Source organism: Paenibacillus sp. A3 (assembly GCF_001399685.1).
Taxonomy (GTDB): Bacteria; Bacillota; Bacilli; order Paenibacillales; family NBRC-103111; genus Paenibacillus_G.
This window is the reverse complement of the sequence record NZ_JTHN01000112.1, coordinates 1-20,686: the sequence shown is the minus strand read 5'-3', so window position 1 is coordinate 20,686 and position 20,686 is coordinate 1. Positions and strand designations below refer to the sequence as shown.

At 54.7% G+C, this 20,686-nt stretch carries 18 protein-coding genes; 12 read left to right on the top strand and 6 right to left on the bottom strand.

Annotated features, from left to right (window positions below; genetic code table 11):
• Positions 1–80: 80 nt before the first annotated feature.
• Positions 81–938 (bottom strand): effector binding domain-containing protein, encoded by an 858-nt coding sequence (locus QJ48_RS17730; RefSeq protein WP_193394460.1) that lies wholly within the window; start codon positions 936–938, stop codon positions 81–83.
• Positions 939–1,105: 167 nt separating this feature from the next.
• Here QJ48_RS17730 and QJ48_RS17725 point away from each other — a divergent pair, with 167 nt between their 5' ends.
• Positions 1,106–1,738, top strand: coding sequence for a TraX family protein (locus QJ48_RS17725; RefSeq protein WP_054974880.1), 633 nt, complete (start codon positions 1,106–1,108; stop codon positions 1,736–1,738).
• Between the two features lie 23 nt (positions 1,739–1,761).
• Here QJ48_RS17725 and QJ48_RS17720 read toward each other — a convergent pair whose 3' ends face one another.
• On the bottom strand, positions 1,762–3,081 hold the full coding sequence (locus tag QJ48_RS17720) for a TrkH family potassium uptake protein (RefSeq protein WP_054974891.1): 1,320 nt from the start codon (positions 3,079–3,081) through the stop codon (positions 1,762–1,764).
• 122 nt (positions 3,082–3,203) lie between these two features.
• Between QJ48_RS17720 and QJ48_RS37520 the strand changes: the two genes are divergently transcribed.
• A complete protein-coding gene (locus tag QJ48_RS37520) occupies positions 3,204–3,410 on the top strand; it encodes a hypothetical protein (RefSeq protein WP_162238519.1) in 207 nt (68 codons plus the stop codon).
• Entirely contained in the window at positions 3,407–3,841 is a 435-nt protein-coding gene (locus QJ48_RS17715) for an SDR family NAD(P)-dependent oxidoreductase (protein ID WP_237762960.1), read from the top strand. The genes QJ48_RS37520 and QJ48_RS17715 overlap by 4 nt, the downstream gene beginning before the upstream one ends.
• Positions 3,842–3,936: 95 nt before the next feature.
• On the opposite strand, the gene coaA is transcribed toward QJ48_RS17715, so the two are convergent.
• From coaA to phnD, 4 genes are all read right to left on the bottom strand, one after another.
• On the bottom strand, positions 3,937–4,857 hold the full coding sequence (gene coaA, locus QJ48_RS17710; protein ID WP_054974878.1) for a type I pantothenate kinase: 921 nt from the start codon (positions 4,855–4,857) through the stop codon (positions 3,937–3,939).
• Positions 4,858–4,959: 102 nt separating this feature from the next.
• Positions 4,960–5,616 carry a response regulator transcription factor gene (locus QJ48_RS17705; RefSeq protein ID WP_054974877.1) on the bottom strand — a complete coding sequence of 219 codons (657 nt, stop codon included), beginning with the start codon at positions 5,614–5,616 and terminating at the stop codon, positions 4,960–4,962.
• Positions 5,585–7,045 carry an ATP-binding protein gene (locus tag QJ48_RS17700; protein ID WP_054974876.1) on the bottom strand — a complete coding sequence of 487 codons (1,461 nt, stop codon included), beginning with the start codon at positions 7,043–7,045 and terminating at the stop codon, positions 5,585–5,587. Before QJ48_RS17700 ends, QJ48_RS17705 begins: the two co-directional genes overlap by 32 nt.
• Entirely contained in the window at positions 7,042–7,962 is a 921-nt protein-coding gene (gene phnD, locus QJ48_RS17695) for a phosphate/phosphite/phosphonate ABC transporter substrate-binding protein (RefSeq protein WP_054974875.1), read from the bottom strand. Before phnD ends, QJ48_RS17700 begins: the two co-directional genes overlap by 4 nt.
• Positions 7,963–8,202: 240 nt before the next feature.
• Between phnD and QJ48_RS17690 the strand changes: the two genes are divergently transcribed.
• The 9 genes from QJ48_RS17690 to QJ48_RS17650 all read left to right on the top strand — a co-directional run bounded on the left by QJ48_RS17690 (position 8,203) and on the right by QJ48_RS17650 (position 20,615).
• Positions 8,203–9,549, top strand: a complete 1,347-nt coding sequence (locus QJ48_RS17690) for a phosphoglycerate transporter PgtP (protein ID WP_054974874.1) — start codon at positions 8,203–8,205, stop codon at positions 9,547–9,549.
• A gap of 154 nt (positions 9,550–9,703) precedes the next feature.
• Complete coding sequence (locus QJ48_RS17685; RefSeq protein ID WP_054974873.1) at positions 9,704–10,276, top strand: TetR/AcrR family transcriptional regulator; 573 nt, start codon at positions 9,704–9,706, stop codon at positions 10,274–10,276.
• Positions 10,277–10,329: 53 nt separating this feature from the next.
• Positions 10,330–13,551: a bifunctional cytochrome P450/NADPH--P450 reductase gene (locus QJ48_RS17680; protein ID WP_054974872.1), complete on the top strand. Its 3,222-nt coding sequence runs from the start codon at positions 10,330–10,332 to the stop codon at positions 13,549–13,551.
• A 129-nt stretch (positions 13,552–13,680) separates the two neighbouring features.
• Positions 13,681–14,223 (top strand): AAA family ATPase, encoded by a 543-nt coding sequence (locus tag QJ48_RS17675; protein ID WP_054974871.1) that lies wholly within the window; start codon positions 13,681–13,683, stop codon positions 14,221–14,223.
• Between the two features lie 181 nt (positions 14,224–14,404).
• A complete protein-coding gene (locus QJ48_RS17670; protein ID WP_054974870.1) occupies positions 14,405–16,156 on the top strand; it encodes an ABC transporter ATP-binding protein in 1,752 nt (583 codons plus the stop codon).
• A gap of 27 nt (positions 16,157–16,183) precedes the next feature.
• On the top strand, positions 16,184–17,266 hold the full coding sequence (locus QJ48_RS17665; protein WP_054974869.1) for a cell wall metabolism sensor histidine kinase WalK: 1,083 nt from the start codon (positions 16,184–16,186) through the stop codon (positions 17,264–17,266).
• Between the two features lie 272 nt (positions 17,267–17,538).
• Complete coding sequence (locus tag QJ48_RS17660) at positions 17,539–18,543, top strand: LacI family DNA-binding transcriptional regulator (protein WP_237762959.1); 1,005 nt, start codon at positions 17,539–17,541, stop codon at positions 18,541–18,543.
• Between the two features lie 52 nt (positions 18,544–18,595).
• Complete coding sequence (locus QJ48_RS17655; RefSeq protein ID WP_054974868.1) at positions 18,596–19,360, top strand: glucosamine-6-phosphate deaminase; 765 nt, start codon at positions 18,596–18,598, stop codon at positions 19,358–19,360.
• Positions 19,361–19,385: 25 nt separating this feature from the next.
• Positions 19,386–20,615, top strand: coding sequence for an N-acetylglucosamine-6-phosphate deacetylase (locus tag QJ48_RS17650; RefSeq protein ID WP_237762958.1), 1,230 nt, complete (start codon positions 19,386–19,388; stop codon positions 20,613–20,615).
• Positions 20,616–20,686: the final 71 nt, after the last annotated feature.

The window sequence follows — 20,686 nt, the reverse complement described above, 5'->3', positions numbered from 1 at the left end:
ACAACTTATTACTTTCCATATACATTTGATTACTTTTTACCAAAAAAAGAGAGCCTGCCGGTTGGCAAGCTCTTCGATAACTATTTCTTCACAATCGGTACCCAAACTTCGCACCGGTAGTCCTCTGCCATCGTATCGCCCGGCGGATAGACTTCCAGCTCGGGCGCGCCTGAAATTTCATAGCCCGTCGCCGGAAACCATTCTTGAAAGATGCGGCCAAATACGTTCTGGATTGCTCCGGGGAGCGGTCCGACCGAGGTGAAGATCGCCCAGGTGGAAGCGGGGATCGTTTTCACGGAGAACCCTTCCGTCACGGCTTCGGGGCCGGCTATGCTTGCAATGGTATACGTCATGGTCTCGTTGTCCGGCTGCATCTCGATGATGCCCAACAAATTCTCGTCCGCTCCCATGGAAGCAAGCTTGGCTATCGTGCCGTCACGATGACTTTCAGACCACAGCTGATGGATGAAATGCGATTGCTCCCCGTTCTGACACGTCGCTTGAATGGATTTGCCGACAACCGTAAAAGCCTCTTTTTCCACAATGCGGTAATCCATATCTTTGTCTCCCTTCAGTGATAGATGGAAGGAGATGCGGGGAAACGCTTTAAGGCTGACGCCCGGATTGCGGGCTTCCGACGGCGATATGCCGTGGATTTTGCGGAACGCCTTGGCGAACGATTCCGGGGAGTCGTAGCCGTATTTAAGCGCGACGTCCAGCACCTTGGCGGAAGTCGTAGCCAGCTCTTGCGCGGCTAAGGTCAATTTGCGCTTCCGCATATACTCGGCCACGGTCATTCCGGTCAGCATGTGAAACATGCGTTGAAAATGGAACGGGGACACATAAGCGGCTCTGGCAATTTCCTCGATATCCAGCCTTCCGTCCAACCGCTTTTCCATAAGATCAAGAGCTTCTTTCATCCGGATCAGCCAATCCAACCATACCCGCCTCCTTCGTACCTTATCCTATCATGGAATGACCGGCCGATCCTGTCATTGCGTGCTTTCCGCAGACCGGTTGCCTGTACGTTTAGCTTAGCAAAAACTTGCGGTTTCCAACGGCGTGGTGTTACTTTGGAATAAAATAAGCAAAAACGGAGGATGCTATGCAGCTTATCGCCATGATCACGATGCTGGCGGATCACATTGGCGCCGTTTTCTTTGAAGATCAGGCGATATGGAGAGTGATCGGCCGAATCGCCTTCCCGATCTACGCCTATGGCATCGTAATGGGATACAGGCACACGAGAGATTTGAAAAGCTATATGAAGCGTCTGCTTATCCTGGCCGTTCTATCGCAAGCGCCGTATATGCTGGCTCTAGGGAAGATGGGCGTGAACGCCGTAGGGACGCTGCTCGTATGCGTAGCGGTCTTATACGTCATGGAACACCGCAAGAAAAGCGTCTGGCTTCCGGTTGCCGTCGCTTCGGTCGTTGTCATGGAGGTTTTGAGCTTCGATTACGGCTTGTACGGGCTGCTGCTGGTGCTGATCTACCACTATACAAAAAGCCATGCGATGGTGGCCAGCCACTTTATTCTGAACGTCCTGTTTCTGGCGCTCAAGGGCTGGCTCCTTGGGGCATACAGCATTATTGCCACGATAGGCATCGCCTATGCACCTGCGCTGTATGGACGATTAGAACGCCGGAGCGTTCCGGGATGGCTGTGGAGAAGCTTTTATCCGGCTCATTTGGCCGTCCTTGCGATGATCGAGCCGATCGTTGCGCTGTACCGCTAGCTTTGCGGTCTCCTCACCCGTCTTCATCCGATGATGATTTTCCCTTCCGGGTACCGGTACAGTTCTTTTTTCGGATTCGGCTGCAAGGCGAACGCCAGCGTCACGAGTCCCACCCTTCCGATAAACATAACGCAAATCATCACAATTTTGCCGGCAAACGTCAGGTCGGCGGTCAATCCCATGCTGAGGCCCACCGTACCGAAGGCCGAGGTCGTCTCGAACAAGATTTTCAGAAAATCCTGGTCTTGGAAGGCGGACAGCAGCATCGTCGCGAAGGCGAGGAACAATACGGCGGTCAGCGTGAACGTGACGGCTTTGTAGATGTCCTTCGCGGGCAGACGGTGACGGAACAGCACGACGTCTTCCTTGCCGCGCAGCATCGCCACGAAAGCCCCGACCAGGATCGCGAACGTCGTGAGCCGGATGCCTCCTCCGGTGGAGCCGGGAGCCGCGCCGATGAACATCATGACGATCATCAGAAACTGCGTGGCGGTCCGAAGCTCGGCGATGTCGAGCGTGTTGACGCCGGCGGAGCGCAAAGTCATCGACTGGAAGAAGGAGGCGACGATTTTCGTGTCCCAGGGCATGCCGCCCAGCGTCTTCGCATTGGTGAATTCGAAGATCAGAATGAGTACGGCGCCCGTCAGCACCAGAATGCCGTTCGTCGACAACACGACCTTGCTGTGCAAGGAGAGCTTGCGGGTCTTGGGAAATTCGATCAGCTCCGAGATGACGACGAACCCGATTCCGCCGAAAAAGATGAGCATCATGGAAACGAGATTGATGCCCAGATCGTTGACGTAGGGCGTTAAGCTGCGGAAACCGCCGAACAATTCGAAGCCCGCGTTGTTGAAGATCGACACGGCATGGAACAGGCCGAAATAGGCGGCCTTCCCGAGCGGCATTTCCTGCGCCCAGCGCAGCATGAAATAGAGCGCCGCGATCCCTTCGATCGTTATCGAATACAGGAATACCCGGATGATCAGCCGGACGATGCCGTCAATGTTCGCGTGGTTCATCGATTCCTTCAACAAAAGACGGTCCCGCAGCGAGACCCGGCGCTTCAAAGCCAGCGTGAACCAGGTGGCCATCGTCATGAAACCGAGTCCGCCCAACTGCACCATCAGCAGCAGAACGATCTGCCCGAATAATGAAAAATGAACGCCGGTATCGACAATAATCAGTCCGGTGACGCATGTGGCCGACGTTGCCGTGAACAAAGCGTCGATGTACTTCATGGACTGCCCGTCTGCAGAGGCGGCCGGCAGGGTTAGCAGAAGGGAGCCGATTATAATAATGAGAGCAAAGCCTCCCGCCATCACGCGCGGCGGGGTTAATTTCATAAATTTGGATTTTGCCGGATTGCGCACCGGATTCACCTCAAAGTCATGTTTCCACGGTTGTTGTCATGGCTTTCCATATCATAGCATGGGATGATAAGGATTTCACTATGCACAAGGGGAACATGACCCGGATGGCTGAGGCGGCTGCCGCTTATTTCGGCTCCTGCTCCGGCGTCTGGACGTACCCAAGCTGCCTCGAAATCTCCAGCGCGGCACGCTTGACTTTCTCGCCGACGGCAGAGAGGCACCATGAGGCTTGGCGGCAAACGCGCGCTTGTCACCGGCGGCGGGGGAGGCGTTCGACCGGTGGCAGGGGGTCGACATTGTGATCAACAATGCGGGGATTGCGTACCGGGAGCCGTTTCTGGACATCCCGCTGGCCCATTGGGACGCGGTGATGGACATCAACGTGCGCGCCGTGTTCCGGCTGGGCCAGTTGGCCGCCGAACGGATGATCCGGCAGGGGACGGGCGGAAGCATCGTCAAGATGAGCTCCAAGAACGGCCTCGCGGACAGCTCGATGCTGGCGCATTACAACGCTTCCAAGGCCGGCGTCATCCTGTTGTCGCAATCGATGGCCGTCGAGCTGGCGCCGTACGGCATCCGCGTGAACGTCGTCGCGCCGGGCTTCGTCGAGACGCCGCTCGACCTTCCTGTTTCTCGCGTCCGACGAGGCCAGCTACGTAACCGGTTCCACGATCACGGTGGATGGGGGACATCTCGCAAAAGCAAGCGAGTTTTAACCGCAGCGGACCTGTAAGCCGCACAGCCGTCTGTTTCCTCGGCAGCCGCGCCAATGCCGCTTCGGCATTGAAGCTCGGCGCCGCTGCAGGGAAGGAGCGGCTTTTTGCCGTGTCACTTCCGCACGAATACCCGCTGTACGGCGTGGCTCGGTCCTTTTTCCAAAATCATCTTCGCGCGTCCTTTGGTCGGCAAAATGTTCTCATGCAGGTTGACCGCGTTGATGTCCCGCCAGATACCGGAAGCGGTTGCGACGAGTTCCTCGCCATGCAGCTCGGCAAAACGGTGGAAGTACGACTTCGGATTGAGAAACGCCGTTTCGCGGAGCATCCGGAACCGTTCGACGTACCACTGCTCGATGTCTTCTTCCTTCGCGTCGACATAAATCGAATAATCGAAAAAGTCGCTGACGAACACTTGAGACTGCTTTCCGACTTGCAGGACGTTGATGCCTTCCACGATTAAAATATCGGGCTGGCGGATCGTCTCCACTTCGTCCGGCACGATATCGTACGACAAGTGGGAGTAGACCGGCGCATGGACGACGGGCTTGCCCGCTTTAATATCGCGGATAAACCGGAGCAGCTTTTTGATGTCGTAGCTTTCCGGGAAGCCTTTGCGCTTCATGAGCCCTCGTTCCTCAAGCACACGGTTCGGGAACAAGAAGCCGTCCGTCGTAATCAGCTCCACGTTCCGGTGCTCCGAACATCGCGACAGCAGCAGCTGCAGCAGCCTCGCCGTCGTGCTTTTGCCCACGGCTACGCTCCCGGCGATGCCGATAATGAACGGAACCGGTTCGGCGCCGTTCTGCAGGAACGAAGCGGACGTGCGGTGAAGCGTCCTGGCGTTCTCCACCAGCAGATCGAGAAACCGCGTCAAGGGAAGATAAATTTCTTCGACCTCTTGAAACGGAACTTTGTCGTTCAGGCCTTTCAGCTGCTCGAACTCTTCCATCGTAATGCGAAGCGGCGCGGTAGCGGGCAGTCCGGACCACGCCTGACGATCGAATTCATAATAGAGGGAGTACGGATTCATCGGGACCTCGCTGTCCATCAAATGGTTTAGTAGTAATGCATTTTCATATCATAGCATGACCCGGCGGCGATTTCACTACTTGACCTGCTTTTGTGAAAAATCTTATGTCTGCCCGTCACGGAGGAGTTTATACTTCATGGCGTATTCGACCAGTTCGCTTTTTCTGGAGACATTAAGCTTATTCATCATTCTTGTCTTATGAGTATCCACCGTTTTGATACTGACGGATAATTCCCGGGCGGTCTCAACCAACGAATATCCTCTGGCAAGAAACCGCAGCACCTCGCGTTCGCGGGGGCTTAACAGGAGATAGGGATTTTGGGATTCGGCCGCTTTCGGCTTTTTTTTCAGCATCGCTGAAAGCTCTTTCGGCCTGAGGTAGACGTATCCGTTCATAACGGAATCAATGGCGGTGTACAATTCCTCGTCAACAGCCGCTTTCGGAATATAGCCGGAAGCTCCCGCATCCATAATAGTCGTAATATAGTCTTCGTCTTCGTGCATGGTCAACACGATAATTTTCGCTTGTTCATGATGCGATTTAATTTCGGTAAGAACCTGAATTCCGTCTAAAAGCGGCATGCTGATATCAAGTATTAGAAGATGCGGTCTTAAAGTGTCGTAAAGCCGGAGCGCCTCGACCCCATCGGCCGCTTCGCCCACAATGCTGAAGAATGGCTTCTTTTGCAGCAGCAGTTTTAAACCTGACCTCAACAAGGCGTGGTCGTCAGCTAGCATGATCGTGATGGTCTGTTCCATGATTACACCCTTTTTCCAGTTTTATCGGGATGGACACCGCAAGTTCGGTCCCGCCGGTATCGGCAGCTTTGAGGTGAAAAGAACCTCCCAACAGCTCGGCTCTTTCCTTCATGCCATAGATTCCGATTCGATTTTGCAGGCGAGCCCGTTCAACGTCTTCCTGACGTATCCCATGACCGTTATCATGGATAGTCAACCAAAGATAATGATCGACGGTTTCCATTGTAATGGCAATCCGGGACGCTGCCGTATGTTTGACTACATTCGTCAAACCTTCTTGAAGAATCCGGTACAAGGCTACGGCCGATTGACTATCGATGACCGTAGACTCTTCGGGAATGAATAACAGCACTTCGATACCGTATTTCTCTTCGAACTTTCTGGCATATTTCTTGATGGCCGGAGTTAACCCCATATCATCTAAAATCGGCGGTCTCAATTCCACCGCCAAATCCCGGATTTCCCGCAGGATGCTTGCCGCAATCTCGCGGCTCTCTTGAAGCAGCTCCTGTTGTCCGATGTCTTTGGCCTCATTGGTCAAAACGCGCATTGTAACCATCAGCGAAGTGAGAGCCTGGCTTGCCCCGTCGTGCAGTTCGCGGGAAATTCGCTTTCTCTCATCTTCCTGAGCGGATAACAGCTTCGAAATCAACGTATCCCGAAGGCGGTCCTTTTCCTGCAGCTCCTTCAATAAAATCTCGACTTTGGCACCGGAACTGATCAGGTTATCAGTCATTTCATTAAAAGCCCGCGCCAGTTTTCCGACATCATCATCGTTCGTTTCTTTCGCCCGTAAGGACAAATTTCCGGCTGATATGCCTGTTGCGACAGCAACCAAGCTATTGATCGGTCTGGTGATAATGCGGGTAACATAATACGCGATACCGGCAGCTCCTACGCAAACCAATAAGGTTGCCAGAATCAGCTTGCCAATTTTAGCGAAAATATAAGTTCTTGCCTGCTGCTCCGTCATACCGACGCGAACAAAGCCCACGTCTCCTTCTTCGATTGGAACAAGAATATCGTGGATATTCCCTTCGTCTGAAGTGAGCGTAACCACAGGTTGACTATTGAACTGATCGGGCGTGTGCGCATGTAATATCCCCTTCGGGAGGCGATCGGAGAACGTATGTCCGACAAGACCGTTATTGCTATTGATGATCAGGATATAACGAACGTCTTCATTCGCTTTTTGCGCTTGGGTGATCAGGAGATGAATCGAATAGTAATCATCGATAAGGATGTAGTCGGAAGACGATGCGGCGATCGTGTTCGCAATATTGAGGCCGCGTTTTTTTAGCTCTTCGGCCATCATATTTGTAAGCGACTCCCAGATAATCCATCCTAAAACCCCGGCAAGAAAGAGCAGCGCAAGAATAATCGCTCCGAATATTTTTTGGTTAATCTGAAATTTGCTCGTCCATTTCATAGGCTTCCCCGTTGATAAGAGCCTGTGCTGTAAGCGATATCATATAATTTGGATTCAAATGGAACAAATCGGTCGATAAACAAGCCCTGCAGCGCCGGTTTTAGGTCATCTTGTTCGTGCATCGACAAAAAAATTTCTTTGATCGTTGTCTTCTCTTCTTCAGATAAGCTGCTGCTGATGACAACGGGACCGGTGCCAGTCGGTTTGGATTTGTCGATAATTTTCAAGGCATCGGCAAGTTCGGGATTTTTAAGCCGGGTGTTTTCATAGACCAGGCTGTTCACAGCGACAGCGTCTACAACTCTATTGATTACAGCTTTGAGAGAGTTTTCATGATTGTATGTATAAACATAGCTGCCAAAAAAATGTTCCGGGGTTTCGCCAACTTCGGCCAATTTCTTGCTCACAAACGTATAGCCGGAATAACTGTTGGGGTCGTTAAAGGCAATGCTTTTCCCTCTCAGATCGTTTAGATCCGCAATCTGGCTATCCCGATGAACGACAATATAACCGTGATAATACGGCACCCCCATCCGCTCCTGCATCGCAATCGCTTCGAGTCCCTCGACGTGTCTGTAGGTGATATACGCTCCTGTTGAAAGGAGGGCAATGTCGGCGCCGCCGTTGATCATGAGCGTGCCAATCTCGCTGTAGCTCTTGCGCTGAATCAGAATAACAGGTTTATGCAGCTTCTCTCCGATATAATTGGCAATTTTCCGATAGTTCATAATCGTATTCATTGGCGACAGCACACTGGAGACGGCCACGCGAACCGGAGACGATTTGCCGTCGTGCGTATCGGAAGGCGCAGCCTCCGATTCGGAAAACGTAATTTGAGCATGGGGACGACCTTGCTGACATCCTGACGAAAGCAAAGCAAGCAGTAGAATAAGCAGTATCTTCGGCAGTCTTCTCATCCTGTCCTCCGTTCTTTATGCAAACAACCTCTGCAATAACATTCTAAACTATATTGATTGTTCCTAGTATAAGAATAATTCTGACAAGCCGCTAAATTATCTTACAAAAAATCAGATTTTTCCCGATCGTTTTCCTACTTGTCATTGCATGATAATAAAACAGAGAGGAGGCTATGGGATTTTGAAAGCACTATCAGCAGAAAATTCACAATCAAAGCCAAGAAATCGAGGTCGATGGGTATGATTTCATTCTTAAAGCCAAAAGTCGCAACCACAAAAATAGCGCCGGAAAACGTCCAAAAAACGTACAAGCGCTTCAGGTTGCAATCTTTAGCAGGCGTTTTTTTCGGTTACATGGCCTATTACATTGTGCGCAACAATTTCGCCTTATCTACCCCTCATCTGAAGAATGAGCTTCAACTAAGCGCTACCGAAGTCGGGTTGTTAACCAGCTGTTTGCTAATTGCATATGGAATCAGCAAGGGGCTCATGAGCAGCTTTGCCGATAAAGCCGATCCTAAAAGGTATATGGCACTCGGTTTGCTCATGTGCGCTTTGGTCAATATTATGATGGGATTCAGCACGGCATTTTGGATGTTCGCCGCGCTTGTCGTCCTGAACGGATTGTTTCAGGGGATGGGGGTGGGACCCAGCTTTATTACGATCGCCAATTGGTTCCCGCGTAAGGAGCGAGGAGTCGTGGGCGCCATCTGGAATATATCCCACAACCTGGGCGGCGGAATCGTAGCGCCGATCGTCGGTGTCGGTGTAGCCATGCTTGGTTCCGGGCATTGGCAGGCGGCCAGTTATCAGGTGCCGGCTGCAATCGCTATCGTTTTTGCCATGGTGGTCCTGGCCCTGATCAAAGGCTCTCCGGTAAGCGAAGGATTGCCTCCGTTAAACGAAATCATCAAGGATGAGTCCGATCCGGCAGCGCAGCGAAAAGCCGACTCTCATCCGCCGGAAAATATGTCCGTTTGGCAAATTTTCACCAAATACGTCTTGTGCAATAAGAATGCATGGTTTGTTTCGTTTGTCGATGTTTTTGTTTACATGGTCCGTTTCGGCATTATCAGCTGGCTGCCCATTTATTTGTTGCATGTAAAGCACTTCACGAAAGCGGAAATGAGCGTCGCCTTTTTATTTTTTGAATGGGCCGCAATTCCTTCTACGCTCTTGGTCGGTTATTTATCGGACAAGCTGTTCAAAGGATACCGCATGCCGCCCGCGATCATTGCGCTGGTGTTGATTTTCTTCTGTATCGTTGGCTATTGGCAGAGCAGCTCGTTATTTTGGATTACGGTCTTTGCGGCCGTCATCGGCTGCCTGATTTACATTCCGCAATTTCTGGCTTCCGTGCAAACATTGGAGGTAGTGCCTCCTTTCGCCGTTGGTTCTGCGGTTGGTTTGCGAGGCTTTATGAGCTACATTCTAGGTGCATCTTTAGGCACTACCCTCTTTGGTGTCATGGTTGACAATGTAGGCTGGAACGGCGGATTTTATGTGTTGTTGTCCGCAACGGTATGCTGCGTCGGTTTCTGTATTTTGACCCACTTAGGGGCAAAAGAGCTGGAACGCAATAAGTAACGATAATCCCCGGAATGATGAGAAAGCAGGTACGAACTGGAGAGTTCGGGCCTGCTTTCTTTTTTTGTGGAGTTGAATTTATGGATATACTGGTTTATAATGGAATCAAATGATAGATAAATCTATCAATTTCTTCGAAAGTGAGGCAGAGATTATGGCGACGGCCAGATCAGCAACAAGGGAGCTCAGGCTTCGTGCCATACTTGATGCGGCTACGGAACTCCTGGTCGAGAAGCCTACGGCATCCATGAATGAGATTGCCGAATACGCTGGGGTCGGCATTGCCACCCTGCACCGGTACGTGGAGAGCAGGGAGCAGCTGATGCTGCAGCTGGGGCTAAGAGCGGCACAGGTGGTGGGAGAGACGATAAGCCGTATCCCGCTGGACGAGGAATCGAGCGAAACCTATATTTCGCAGCTGATGGAAGCGCTGATTCCGCTTGGGGACAAAATTTATTTTCTTGCTCATGAAACCTCGCTGAATTACAACCCTGAGATGTCCGCGGCCGAGGAGAAGCTGAAGGAACCGCTGCGTTACATGATCCAATCGCTGCAGCGCAAAGGCCATTTCCGGCAAGATATGAGCAGCGAATGGATTTTGAACGTGCTGTATTCGCTCCTCTTTGTCACCTGGCAGCAGGTTCATGAAGGTCACGTTGCCAAAAAGTCGGCGGCGGCGCTAGTGCTGGAGACGCTGTACCACGGATTTAAAGCAAGCAAGCCGTAAAGCAGGTTTAAAAGAGGTTCGGCAAGGCAAATCGATTCGGGAGGATGGTTGTTATGAGTGAAGCGGGAGTCATTCCTCAGCCCAGAACTTATGGTCCCCTTGGTAATTTACCTTTGATCGACAGCAAGAAACCGACCCTTTCGCTTTGTAAACTTGCAGAAGAGTATGGCCCTATATACCGGATCACGCTTCCGGGTTATTCCAGCATTGTGGTGTCCGGACATGACCTCGTAGCGGAAGTTTGCGATGAATCGCGCTTCGACAAAAGCATAAAGGGCGACTTGGAGAACGTGCGCGCCTTTGGCGGAGACGGGTTGTTTACAAGCCGCACGGATGAGCCGAACTGGCAAAAAGCGCATCGTATTCTCCTCCCCACCTTCAGCCAGCAGGCGATGAAAGGGTACCATGCGATGATGGTCGACATCGCTTCGCAGCTGATTCAAAAATGGGCCCGTCTCAACCCCAACGAGAGCATCGATGTCGCGGAAGACATGACCCGGGTTACGCTGGACACGATCGGCTTATGCGGATTCAATTACCGCTTTAACAGTTTTTATCGCGAAACGCCGAGCCCTTTTATTAACAGCATGGTCCGCGCTCTGAACGAAGCTATGCTGCAAAGCGGGCGCCTGAAGATCCAAAACCTGTTCATGGTGCGAACGAGACAGCAATTTAACGAAGATATTCAAACGATGTTTTCCTTGGTGGACAAAATGATCGAGGAACGAAAGGCAAACGGGGACCGGGGGGAAATCGACCTGCTTGCCCGGATGCTGAACGGGAAGGACCCGGAGACAGGCGAGACGCTGGATGACGAAAATATCCGGTATCAGATCATCACGTTCTTGATCGCAGGACATGAGACGACAAGCGGCTTGTTATCGTTCGCTTTATACTTTTTGCTGAAGCATCCGGATGTGCTGCAGAAGGCTTATCTGGAAGCAGACCGGGTGCTGACGGATTCGTTTCCGTCGTATTCGCAGGTGCTGCAGCTCCATTACATTCGGATGATTTTAAATGAATCGCTGCGCTTATGGCCGACGGCCCCGGGATTCGAGCTCTATGCGAAGGAAGATACGGTCATTGGCGGAAAGTATCGCATTCGCAAGGGTGAAGGCATCGGGGTGATCCTGCCGCAGCTTCATCGGGACAAAGCCGCCTGGGGCGCCGACGCGGACGAATTCCGCCCCGAACGGTTCGAAGATCCTGGCAAAATTCCCAATCATGCCTACAAGCCGTTCGGCAACGGTCAGCGGGCTTGCATCGGCATGCAGTTTGCGCTTCACGAAGCGACGCTGGTTCTCGGCATGATTCTCCGGCATTTTGAGCTGGTGGATCATACGAACTATCAGTTGGACGTGAAGCAAACCTTGACGCTCAAGCCGGGCGATTTTCATATCCGCGTGCGGCTGCGGCATAAGACGGCAAGCCCCGCGGTTCATGAACCGGAAACAGCAGGCTATTCCCGAGCCATTGAAGCGGAGCCAAGGGAGGCGAAGACAAACCATCCGCTTGCAGGGGCGGAAAAAACGTCTTTGCTCGTGCTTTACGGCTCCAATTTGGGCACGGCGGAAGGGATTGCCCGCGAGCTGGCGGATGCCGCGCGGGCACAAGGCTTCCGAAGCGAAGCTGCGCCGCTGAACGATAGGGCCGGAAGGCTGCCCAAGGACGGGGCGGTGCTTATCGTCACTGCGTCTTATAACGGCAAGCCTCCGGGCAATGCGCGCGAGTTCGTGACATGGCTTGAAGGCGTGCAGCCGGGCGAGCTTCAAGGGGTTCGCTATGCCGTATTCGGGTGCGGGGACCGCAGCTGGTCCAATACGTATCAGGATGTGCCGCGGTGGATTGACGAGCAGCTGGCCCGGAAGGGAGCGGCAAGGCTCTCGTTGCGCGGCGAGGCGGATGCCGGAGGCGACTTCGAGAAGCAGCTCGATGAATGGCGGGTCCGCCTATGGTTCGATCTTATGCACGCTTTCGAACTGGAACGAAGCGACGCGGAGAAGGAGAAAAGCTGCATTCATATCCAAATGGTCAGCGGATTGGAAACAATTCCGCTTGCCCGAGCCTACGACGCATTCTACGCTTCGGTGAGGGATAACCGCGAGCTCCGGATAGCCGGCAGCGGCCGAAGCACACGGCATCTGGATCTTGCGCTGCCGGATGGGGTTACTTACCGGGAGGGCGATCTTCTCGGCGTGCTGCCAAGCAACAGTCTGGAGAATATCGGCCGGATTTTGCGGCGGTACGGATTAAAGGGGAGCGATCAGTTGATTGTCACGGCGGCAAACGGTAACGGCCTCGCGCATCTCCCGCTGGATCGCCCGGTCGGTATCCATGAGCTGCTGAGCCGGTGCGTAGAGCTGCAGGAAGCCGTTACCTGCGAGCAGCTACGCGAGCTTGCGGCCTATACGGTGTGTCCTCCGCACAAGCGTGAATTGGAAGCTATGGCTGAGGAGAGCGTCTACGAGGAGCAGATCTTGAAGAAGCGCATGACCATGCTCGACCTGCTTGAAAAATATGAAGCCTGCCAGCTGCCGTTCGAAAGGTTGATCGAGCTGCTGCCTCCTCTGCAGCCGAGATACTATTTCATATCCAGCTCCCCTCAGGTCAATCCCCGGCAGATCGGCATTGCCGTAGACGTGGTGCAGGACCCCGCTTGGAGCGGGCGCGGCGAATATCGCGGGGTTGCTTCGAATCACTTGGCCGAATGCAGGCCCGGAGAAGAAGTCTTGATCTTCGTCCGTACGCCCGAAGCCGGATGGCGGCTCCCGGAAGATCCGGCGACGCCGATCATTATGGTGGGGACCGGGACGGGAGCAGCGCCTTTCCGGGGCTTTTTGCAGGCGCGGACCGCTATCCGGGAGAAGGGAGCCGCGCTGGGCGAGGCGCATCTTTATATCGGATGCCGGAACGAGTCCGATTCGATTTATCGCGAGGAGCTTGAGCACTACGATAGGGAGGATGTCGTTACGCTTCATCAAGCTTTTTCCCGTGCGGAAGGGAAAAGCCGCATCCATGTCCAGCATTTGCTGGAACGCCATGCAACGAATCTGATGGGCATCCTTGATCGGGGAGGATGTATCTACGTATGCGGGGATGACGCCCAAATGTCTCTGGAGGTAGAGTCGGCGTTGCAAAAAGCATACCGGACCGTGCATGGAGCAGGGGAGCGAGAAGCGAAAGCTTGGCTGGAGCGACTTCGAACGGAGAGGCGTTACGCGAAAGAAGGATGGGGTCGCATGCATCCGGAAAATAGCGTCGCCCTAGTCGAATAGCAGTTCCCCGACGCTGTTTAAACCTCGGGCCGGAGGAGCAAACCGTTTTATCCAAACTATCCCTAATGATGGCTTCACGCGGATGTTACACTGGAAGCAGCATGAAGTTCGCGGGAGAGGGGCATTCGCATGAAACACAATGAAGGAAACGCTATTTATCTGATCACCGGGGTGATGGCGAGCGGCAAATCGACGGTCGCGCAGCTGCTGGCCGAGCAATTCGGCCGGGGAGTTCATTTGCGCGGCGACGCGTTCCGCAGGATGATCGTCACAGGCCGGGAAGAGCTGCTTCCCGACGCCTCGGAGGAAGCGACCCGCCAGCTGCGTTTGCGGTACCGCTTGGCTGCCGCCGCGGCCGATACGTATGCCGATGCCGGCTTCACCGTCGTCGTACAGGACGTCGTCATCGGTCCGATGCTGGAAGAGTTCGTCTCTTTCGTACGGCATCGACCGCTTTATGTCGTCGTGCTGGCGCCCAACAGCGAGGCGGTTGCCGCCAGAGAGGCGGCCCGGGGGAAGAAAGGCTACGGATTGTGGACGGTTGACGGGTTGAACGGCATTTTGCATAACGAAACGCCAAAAATCGGCCTGTGGCTCGATACGTCCGAGCAGACTCCGGAAGAGACGGTAAGCGAGATCAGGAGACGTTTTGCGGAAGAAGCGGCCGTCTGACCTTTGTTGAGCGGCTGCGCAGTCGGCCTTAATCCGATGCTTTTTGCGCGGATTAAGGTTTTTTTTCATTTCCCAGAGTTCCAATCTTTTCCGTTAATATTCCGTTTAAAAAAGTATCGTAAAGTACAGATTGTCAAACGGAAGAGAGTTGTAGGAAAATAGAATGGGAGTTGGGATACACATGTCCAAACCGAAAACATCAGCGAATTGGCGGCAATTGATCCGGCTGGTCCGGGAAACAAAGCCTTCCAAGGCTCTGCTTGCCGCCGCGCTGTTTCTAAGCATCATCTCGACCTTGGTCGGATTGGCGATTCCGCTGTTTACGAAAAATATGGTCGACAGCTTCTCGCTGACCTCCTTAAGCCTGACGCAGATCGTGCTGATGGGAGCGGCTTTCATCGTTCAAGCGATTGCGGGCGGCGTCGGCGTTTATTTGCTCAACCGGGCGGGGCAGAAGGTCGTTGCGTCCCTGCGGGACCGGCTGTGGAAAAAGCTGCTCGTGCTGCCGGTCTCTTACTACGACAATCATGAGACGGGGGAGACGATCAGCCGGATGACCAACGATACCGGCGTCGTCAAAGGCTTGATCAGCGAGCACTTGACCGGCTTCTTCACCGGCATTCTGGGGGTTGTCGGATCGATCGCGGTGCTGCTGTATCTCGATTGGAAAATGACGCTGATGATGCTGATCGTCGTGCCGCTGGCCATCTTGATTTTGGCTCCGCTCGGCAGGCAGATGCATAAGATTTCGGTCGGCCTTCAGGATGAAACGGCCGGCTTTACGGCGGTGATCAGCCGGGTATTGTCGGAGATCCGGCTTGTGAAGGCTTCGAACGCGGAGACGGTCGAATACCGGAACGGGCGGACGGGCATCGAGAAGCTGTTCCGGCTTGGCTTGAAGGAAGGCATCATTTCGGCGTGGGTCGGGCCGCTTATCTTCTTCATTCTGATGCTGCTGCTTGTGGTCATTATTGGATACGGCGGCGCGCGGGTCGCTTCCGGCACGTTGACGGCAGGAGATTTGGTGGCGTTCATCCTGTATTTGTTTCAATTCGTGCTGCCGATTACGCAAATTACGAACTTCTTCACCCAGTTTCAAAAGGCGGTCGGGGCGACGGAACGAATTGCAGCGCTGCTGGAGCTCGGGGAAGAAGACCATGCCTCCGGCAAGCCCCTTGATAACGCAGGCCGACCGTTGACGCTCGAACGCGTGACGTTCGCCTATAAAACCGGCGAAACGATACTGGACGATGTCAGCTTCACCATGCAGCCCGGCAAAGTGACGGCCATCGTCGGACCGAGCGGCAGCGGAAAAACGACGCTGTTTGCGCTGCTCGAGCGGTTCTACCCGCCGACCGGGGGCTCGATCAAGCTCGGAGACGAGCCGATCGAGGAGTACTCGCTGCCGTCGTGGCGCAGCCGCATCGGCTATGTCTCCCAAGAAAGTCCGCTCATCGCCGGGACGATCCGCGATAACATCTGCTACGGCTTGCCGCATGAGGTGACGGATCAAGAGCTGGAGCAGGCGGCGCGGATGGCCTATGCCGATACGTTCATTCACGAGCTTCCGAACGGCTACGAAACGGAAGTCGGCGAACGGGGCGTCAAGCTGTCCGGGGGACAGCGGCAGCGGATTGCGATTGCGCGGGCGCTGCTGCGCAACCCGCAAATTTTGATGCTGGACGAGGCGACCTCCAGTCTGGACAGCAAGTCGGAAATCGTCGTGCAGCAAGCGCTGAACAATCTGATGCAGGGACGGACGACGCTGGTTATTGCGCACCGGTTGTCAACCGTGGTAGATGCGGACCAAATCGTCTTTCTGGAGAAAGGCAAAGTAACGGGCATCGGCACGCACGAGCAGCTGTTCCAAACGCATGCGTTGTACCGCGAATTCGCCGCACAGCAGCTTCGCATTCAAGAGCAACACGTTTAAACCTATCGCGGATAAGGAGGGACGGGAGTGGAAGTACAGCATCAGGTGAACCGGAAAGCGGCTCGCGGATGGAGATTTTTTAAAAGCGTTTGCGGGATTTGCCTATTACTTTTATTTTCGCTGGCGAGCTGGTCGGCCGCTTATTTCTTCATCCGCTATTTGCTGAATGCGCTTGGCAGCCGGCCTTCCGATTATGTCGGCCAGCTATTTACCCAATTGGTTGCGTTTGTCACCAGCATGGGGATTATGGGGACGATCGGCGTGATTTTTCGCGACAAGCGCATGGAAATGTTCCGGCCGATGATCGAAGCCATGAAGCGGATCGCCAAGGGCGATTTCACCGTCAGCATTCCCCCGGATGAGCGCGTCCCGGGTCAGTTCGGCGAGCTCGTCGAGAGCATCAACCACATGGCCGTCGAGCTCAATCAGATGGAAAAAATGCGCCAGGAGTTTATCTCCAACGTCTCCCATGAAATCCAGTCGCCGCTGACGTCGATCGGCGGCTTTGCCCGTATCCTGCAGAGCGACGAGCTCAGCCGGGAGGAACGGATGCATTATCTCGGCATCATCGAAAAGGAAAGCGCCCGGCTGTCCAAGCTGAGCGAAAACCTGCTGAAGCTGACCTCTCTCGAATCCGACCATCATCCGTTCGAGCGGAGGCGGTACCGGCTCGACAAGCAGTTGCGCAGCCTGATTCTGGCATGCGAGCCGCAGTGGCACGATAAAGGAATCGACATGGATGTGTCGCTGGAAGACGTCAGTATCGAGGCTGATGAAGATTTGCTGAGCCAAGTGTGGGTCAATCTTCTGCACAACAGCATCAAATTCACCCCGGCCGGCGGGACGATCGGCATTCGGCTTAAGCGCAACGGGCAGCAGGCGATCGTATTCGTCACCGATACAGGGATCGGCATCCCCGAGAACGATGTGGCCCATATTTTCGAGCGGTTCTACAAGGCGGATAAATCCCGCAACCGAAGCACGGGAGGGAGCGGGCTCGGGCTTGCGATCGTCAAGCGGATCGTTGAGATGCATACGGGCTCCGTCGCCGTACAGAGCGTTTCTGGTCAGGGAACGACGTTTACCGTCAGGCTTCCGGCTTTGCCTTGAGCGGTTGTGGCAAAAGGTAACGCGGGTTGTCATGATGGGGATACCCGTATAAAATCGAGGGCGTCGCTTTCGGCGCATGCTCGATTTTTTTACGTCAATGTTGGCAGCGCCAGCTTTGCTCAGCTTGACAGGACGAGCGCTAAGGGAATATAATACAGGAAAATTGAACCGGTTCAAATTATTTTGTCATTGTTATGGAAATGTTTTCATTTAAGCATTTCCTTTTATTTAAAAACTGATTTGAACCGGTTCAAATAAAGGGGGCGCGGATCGTGAAGCTCACCATTAACGACTTGGCGAAAATGACCGGTCTCGCCAAAAGCACCATATCGGGCGTGCTGAACAACAAGGACGGGTTTTCGGAGAAAACGAGACAGAAGGTGCTGGAGGCGGCCGAGCAGTACGGCTACGTTCCGAATGAAATTGCCCGGGGATTGTCCACGAAATATACGAAAACGATCGGGCTTGTCATCAAGGACATCACCAATCCGTTCTACAGCAAGCTGACGAAGGGCGTTCAGGAGGTCGCGGGCGAATACGGCTATACGGTATTTCTATGCAGCAGCTTCGAAGATCACCGCACCGAAAAAGAGCAGATTCAAGCCATGCTAAGCAGACGGGTTGACGGCTTGATCGTTGCGCCGCTGCTGGAGGAGGTGACGTTCGACCACTTGTTCGATCTGAAAGCGAAGTCCGTCCCTTTCGTATTGCTCGGAAGCGTGCCTGGGCTGGACAGCTCGTATGTCGAGTTCGACGATTACGACGGCGGTCGGCAGGTGACGGAGCATTTGCTCGAACGGGGCCATCGCAGCATCGGCTTCGCTGCCGGGCTCCCCACGTCCAGGGCTTCGCGGGAACGCCTTCGGGCATGCCGGGATGTTTTGTCGGCGCACGGACTGGCTTTGCGGGCGGAGTTTACTTTCGAGGGAGCCCAAGAGCTTGCGGACGGGGTGGAGGTCGGCCGAAAGCTGATTGCGATGAAAGAACGGCCGTCGGCGCTCATCTGCTTCGACGACGTTGTCGCGCTGGGGGTCGTCAAAGCTTTTCAAAGCGAAGGCCTTCGGATTCCGGAGGATCTGTCCTTGATCGGCTTTGACGATATCGACCTGATGATTTTTCCGCTGACGACCGTTTCCATCCCAACCTATGAGGCAGGCAAAGCGCTGGCGCGTACGCTGTTCGGGCAGATTTTCGGCGGGCCGGATACTCCGGCGCAGCGCATCGTCTTCGACGAGAAGCTCGTCGTACGGCAGTCCGTGCTAACGGTGACGAATTGAAATGAGTGTCTTGAGATTGAATCTGCAACATACGAATGGAGGATGATGGGATATGAAGCAATGGACGATCGAGCAGGTGACCGCCGAGGCGTACGATAGCCGGGAAGCCATGGGGAAAGCGGCGGCGCAGCGGCTGGCGGAAGCGATCCGGACGAAGCTGCAGGAGAAGGAGACGATCGCGGTCGTGTTTGCTTCCGCTCCGTCGCAGAACGACTTTTTACGTTCGCTGCGCACATTGGATTCCGTCGCGTGGGAGCGCATCCGCTGCTACCATCTGGACGAATACGTGGGCTTGCCGACCGAGGCGCCGCAGAGCTTTGCGACGTATTTGCGGACGGAGCTGTTCGCATTTCGGACGCCGCTCGAATTTTATGCGCTGAACGGCTTGAACGATCCTGTGGCAGAGTGCGCCCGCTACACGGAGCTGCTGGAGGGGCACCCGATCGATATTGCCTGTATCGGAATCGGCGAGAACGGGCATATCGCCTTCAACGATCCTCATGTGGCAGACTTTGCCGATCCCGCCCGCATTAAGAAGGTCGAGTTGGACGAGACGAGCCGCAAGCAGCAGGTCAACGACGGCTGCTTCCCGCAGCTCGATGCGGTGCCGCGCGAGGCGCTGACGCTCACGATCCCATCCATTGTATCGGCTTCGCATATTATTTGCACGGTGCCTGGCGAGCGCAAAAGCGAAGCGGTCTACCGCACGTTGTTCGGCCCGGTCGACTTGTCCTGCCCGGCGTCTATCTTGAGACGGGCGGCCCGCTGCGATATGTTTCTGGATTTCGCCAGCGCTTCCCGCATTGCATCGCAATAACGGCGCATACCAAGGAGGGACGAAAGTGACCGATCCCAATATGATCGTAATCGAAGGGCGGCGGGCGGATACGGGGAAACGGATTCGTTTGGCTGCATCCGGGGGTATCATTGCATCGATAGAGGACGCAGAAAGCTCAGGCAAAGCCGCCGCAGCATCCGACGAGCTCTGGATTGCTCCGGGCTTCGTCGATCTGCAGATCAACGGGTACGGGGGAGAGGACATTAACCTGACGGGAGCCGATATGCACCGGCGGGAGGAGACCGTGAAGCGGCTGGTTCGTGCGGTGCTGGCTTCGGGTACGACATCCTTCTGCCCGACGGTTATTACGGCGAGCTTCGAGCAGATGAAAGACTGCATGACGGCGGTACGGCTCGCTTGCGAGCAGGATGAGCTGACGGCTTCCGCCGTATTGGGCATTCATATGGAAGGACCGTACATATCAGGCGAAAACGGACCCCGGGGCGCCCATCCGGCGGAGCATGTACGGGACCCGGACTGGGCCGAGTTCAACTCATGGCAGGAAGCTTCTGGGGGCCGCATCCGGTTGGTTACGCTGGCGCCGGAACGCCCGGGCGCTGCGGAATTTATCCGCAAGCTGACGGAAACGGGCGTCGTTGCCAGCATCGGCCATACGGCGGCCGATCACGAGCACATCGCGGCCGCTGCGGAAGCGGGAGCGCGGATGAGCACGCATCTCGGGAACGGAGCTCATCCGCAGCTTCCGCGCCATCCGCACTATATTTGGTCGCAGCTGGCGGAAGACCGGCTTGCCGCCAGCGTCATCTGCGACGGACATCATCTGCACCCTTCTGTCGTGAACGTGATGCACAAAGTGAAAGGCGACGCCCTGCTGCTTGTCAGCGATGCCGTACATTTGGCGGGCCTGCCGCCCGGCACCTACCGCACGCATGTCGGCGGCGAGGTCGAGCTGCTGCTGTCCGGCCGGCTGCACATGGTGGAGAATCCGAACCTGCTTGCCGGAGCGGCGGTTAGTCTCGCGGACTGCGTAGGGCGATTCGCCCAGATGACAGGCTCCCCGCTGGCCACGGCCGTAGCGATGGCGACGGATAGACCGGCACGCCTGCTTGGCTGTGCGGGGATCGGTACGCTGGAAGTCGGGCAGGCTGCGGATGCGGTGACGTTCCGCTGGAACGCCGAGGCGGGCAAGCTGGACGTGCAGGCGGTATACAAGCGGGGCCGGCTCGTCGGGCCGGAGAGGCATGGAGATTCCGTCTCGGACACGAGGGCATAGAAAAAAGGAGGCACTCAAGCCTCCTCAGAATGTTTAGGAATCCTAGAAAGTAAAAAATCTCAGACAAATAG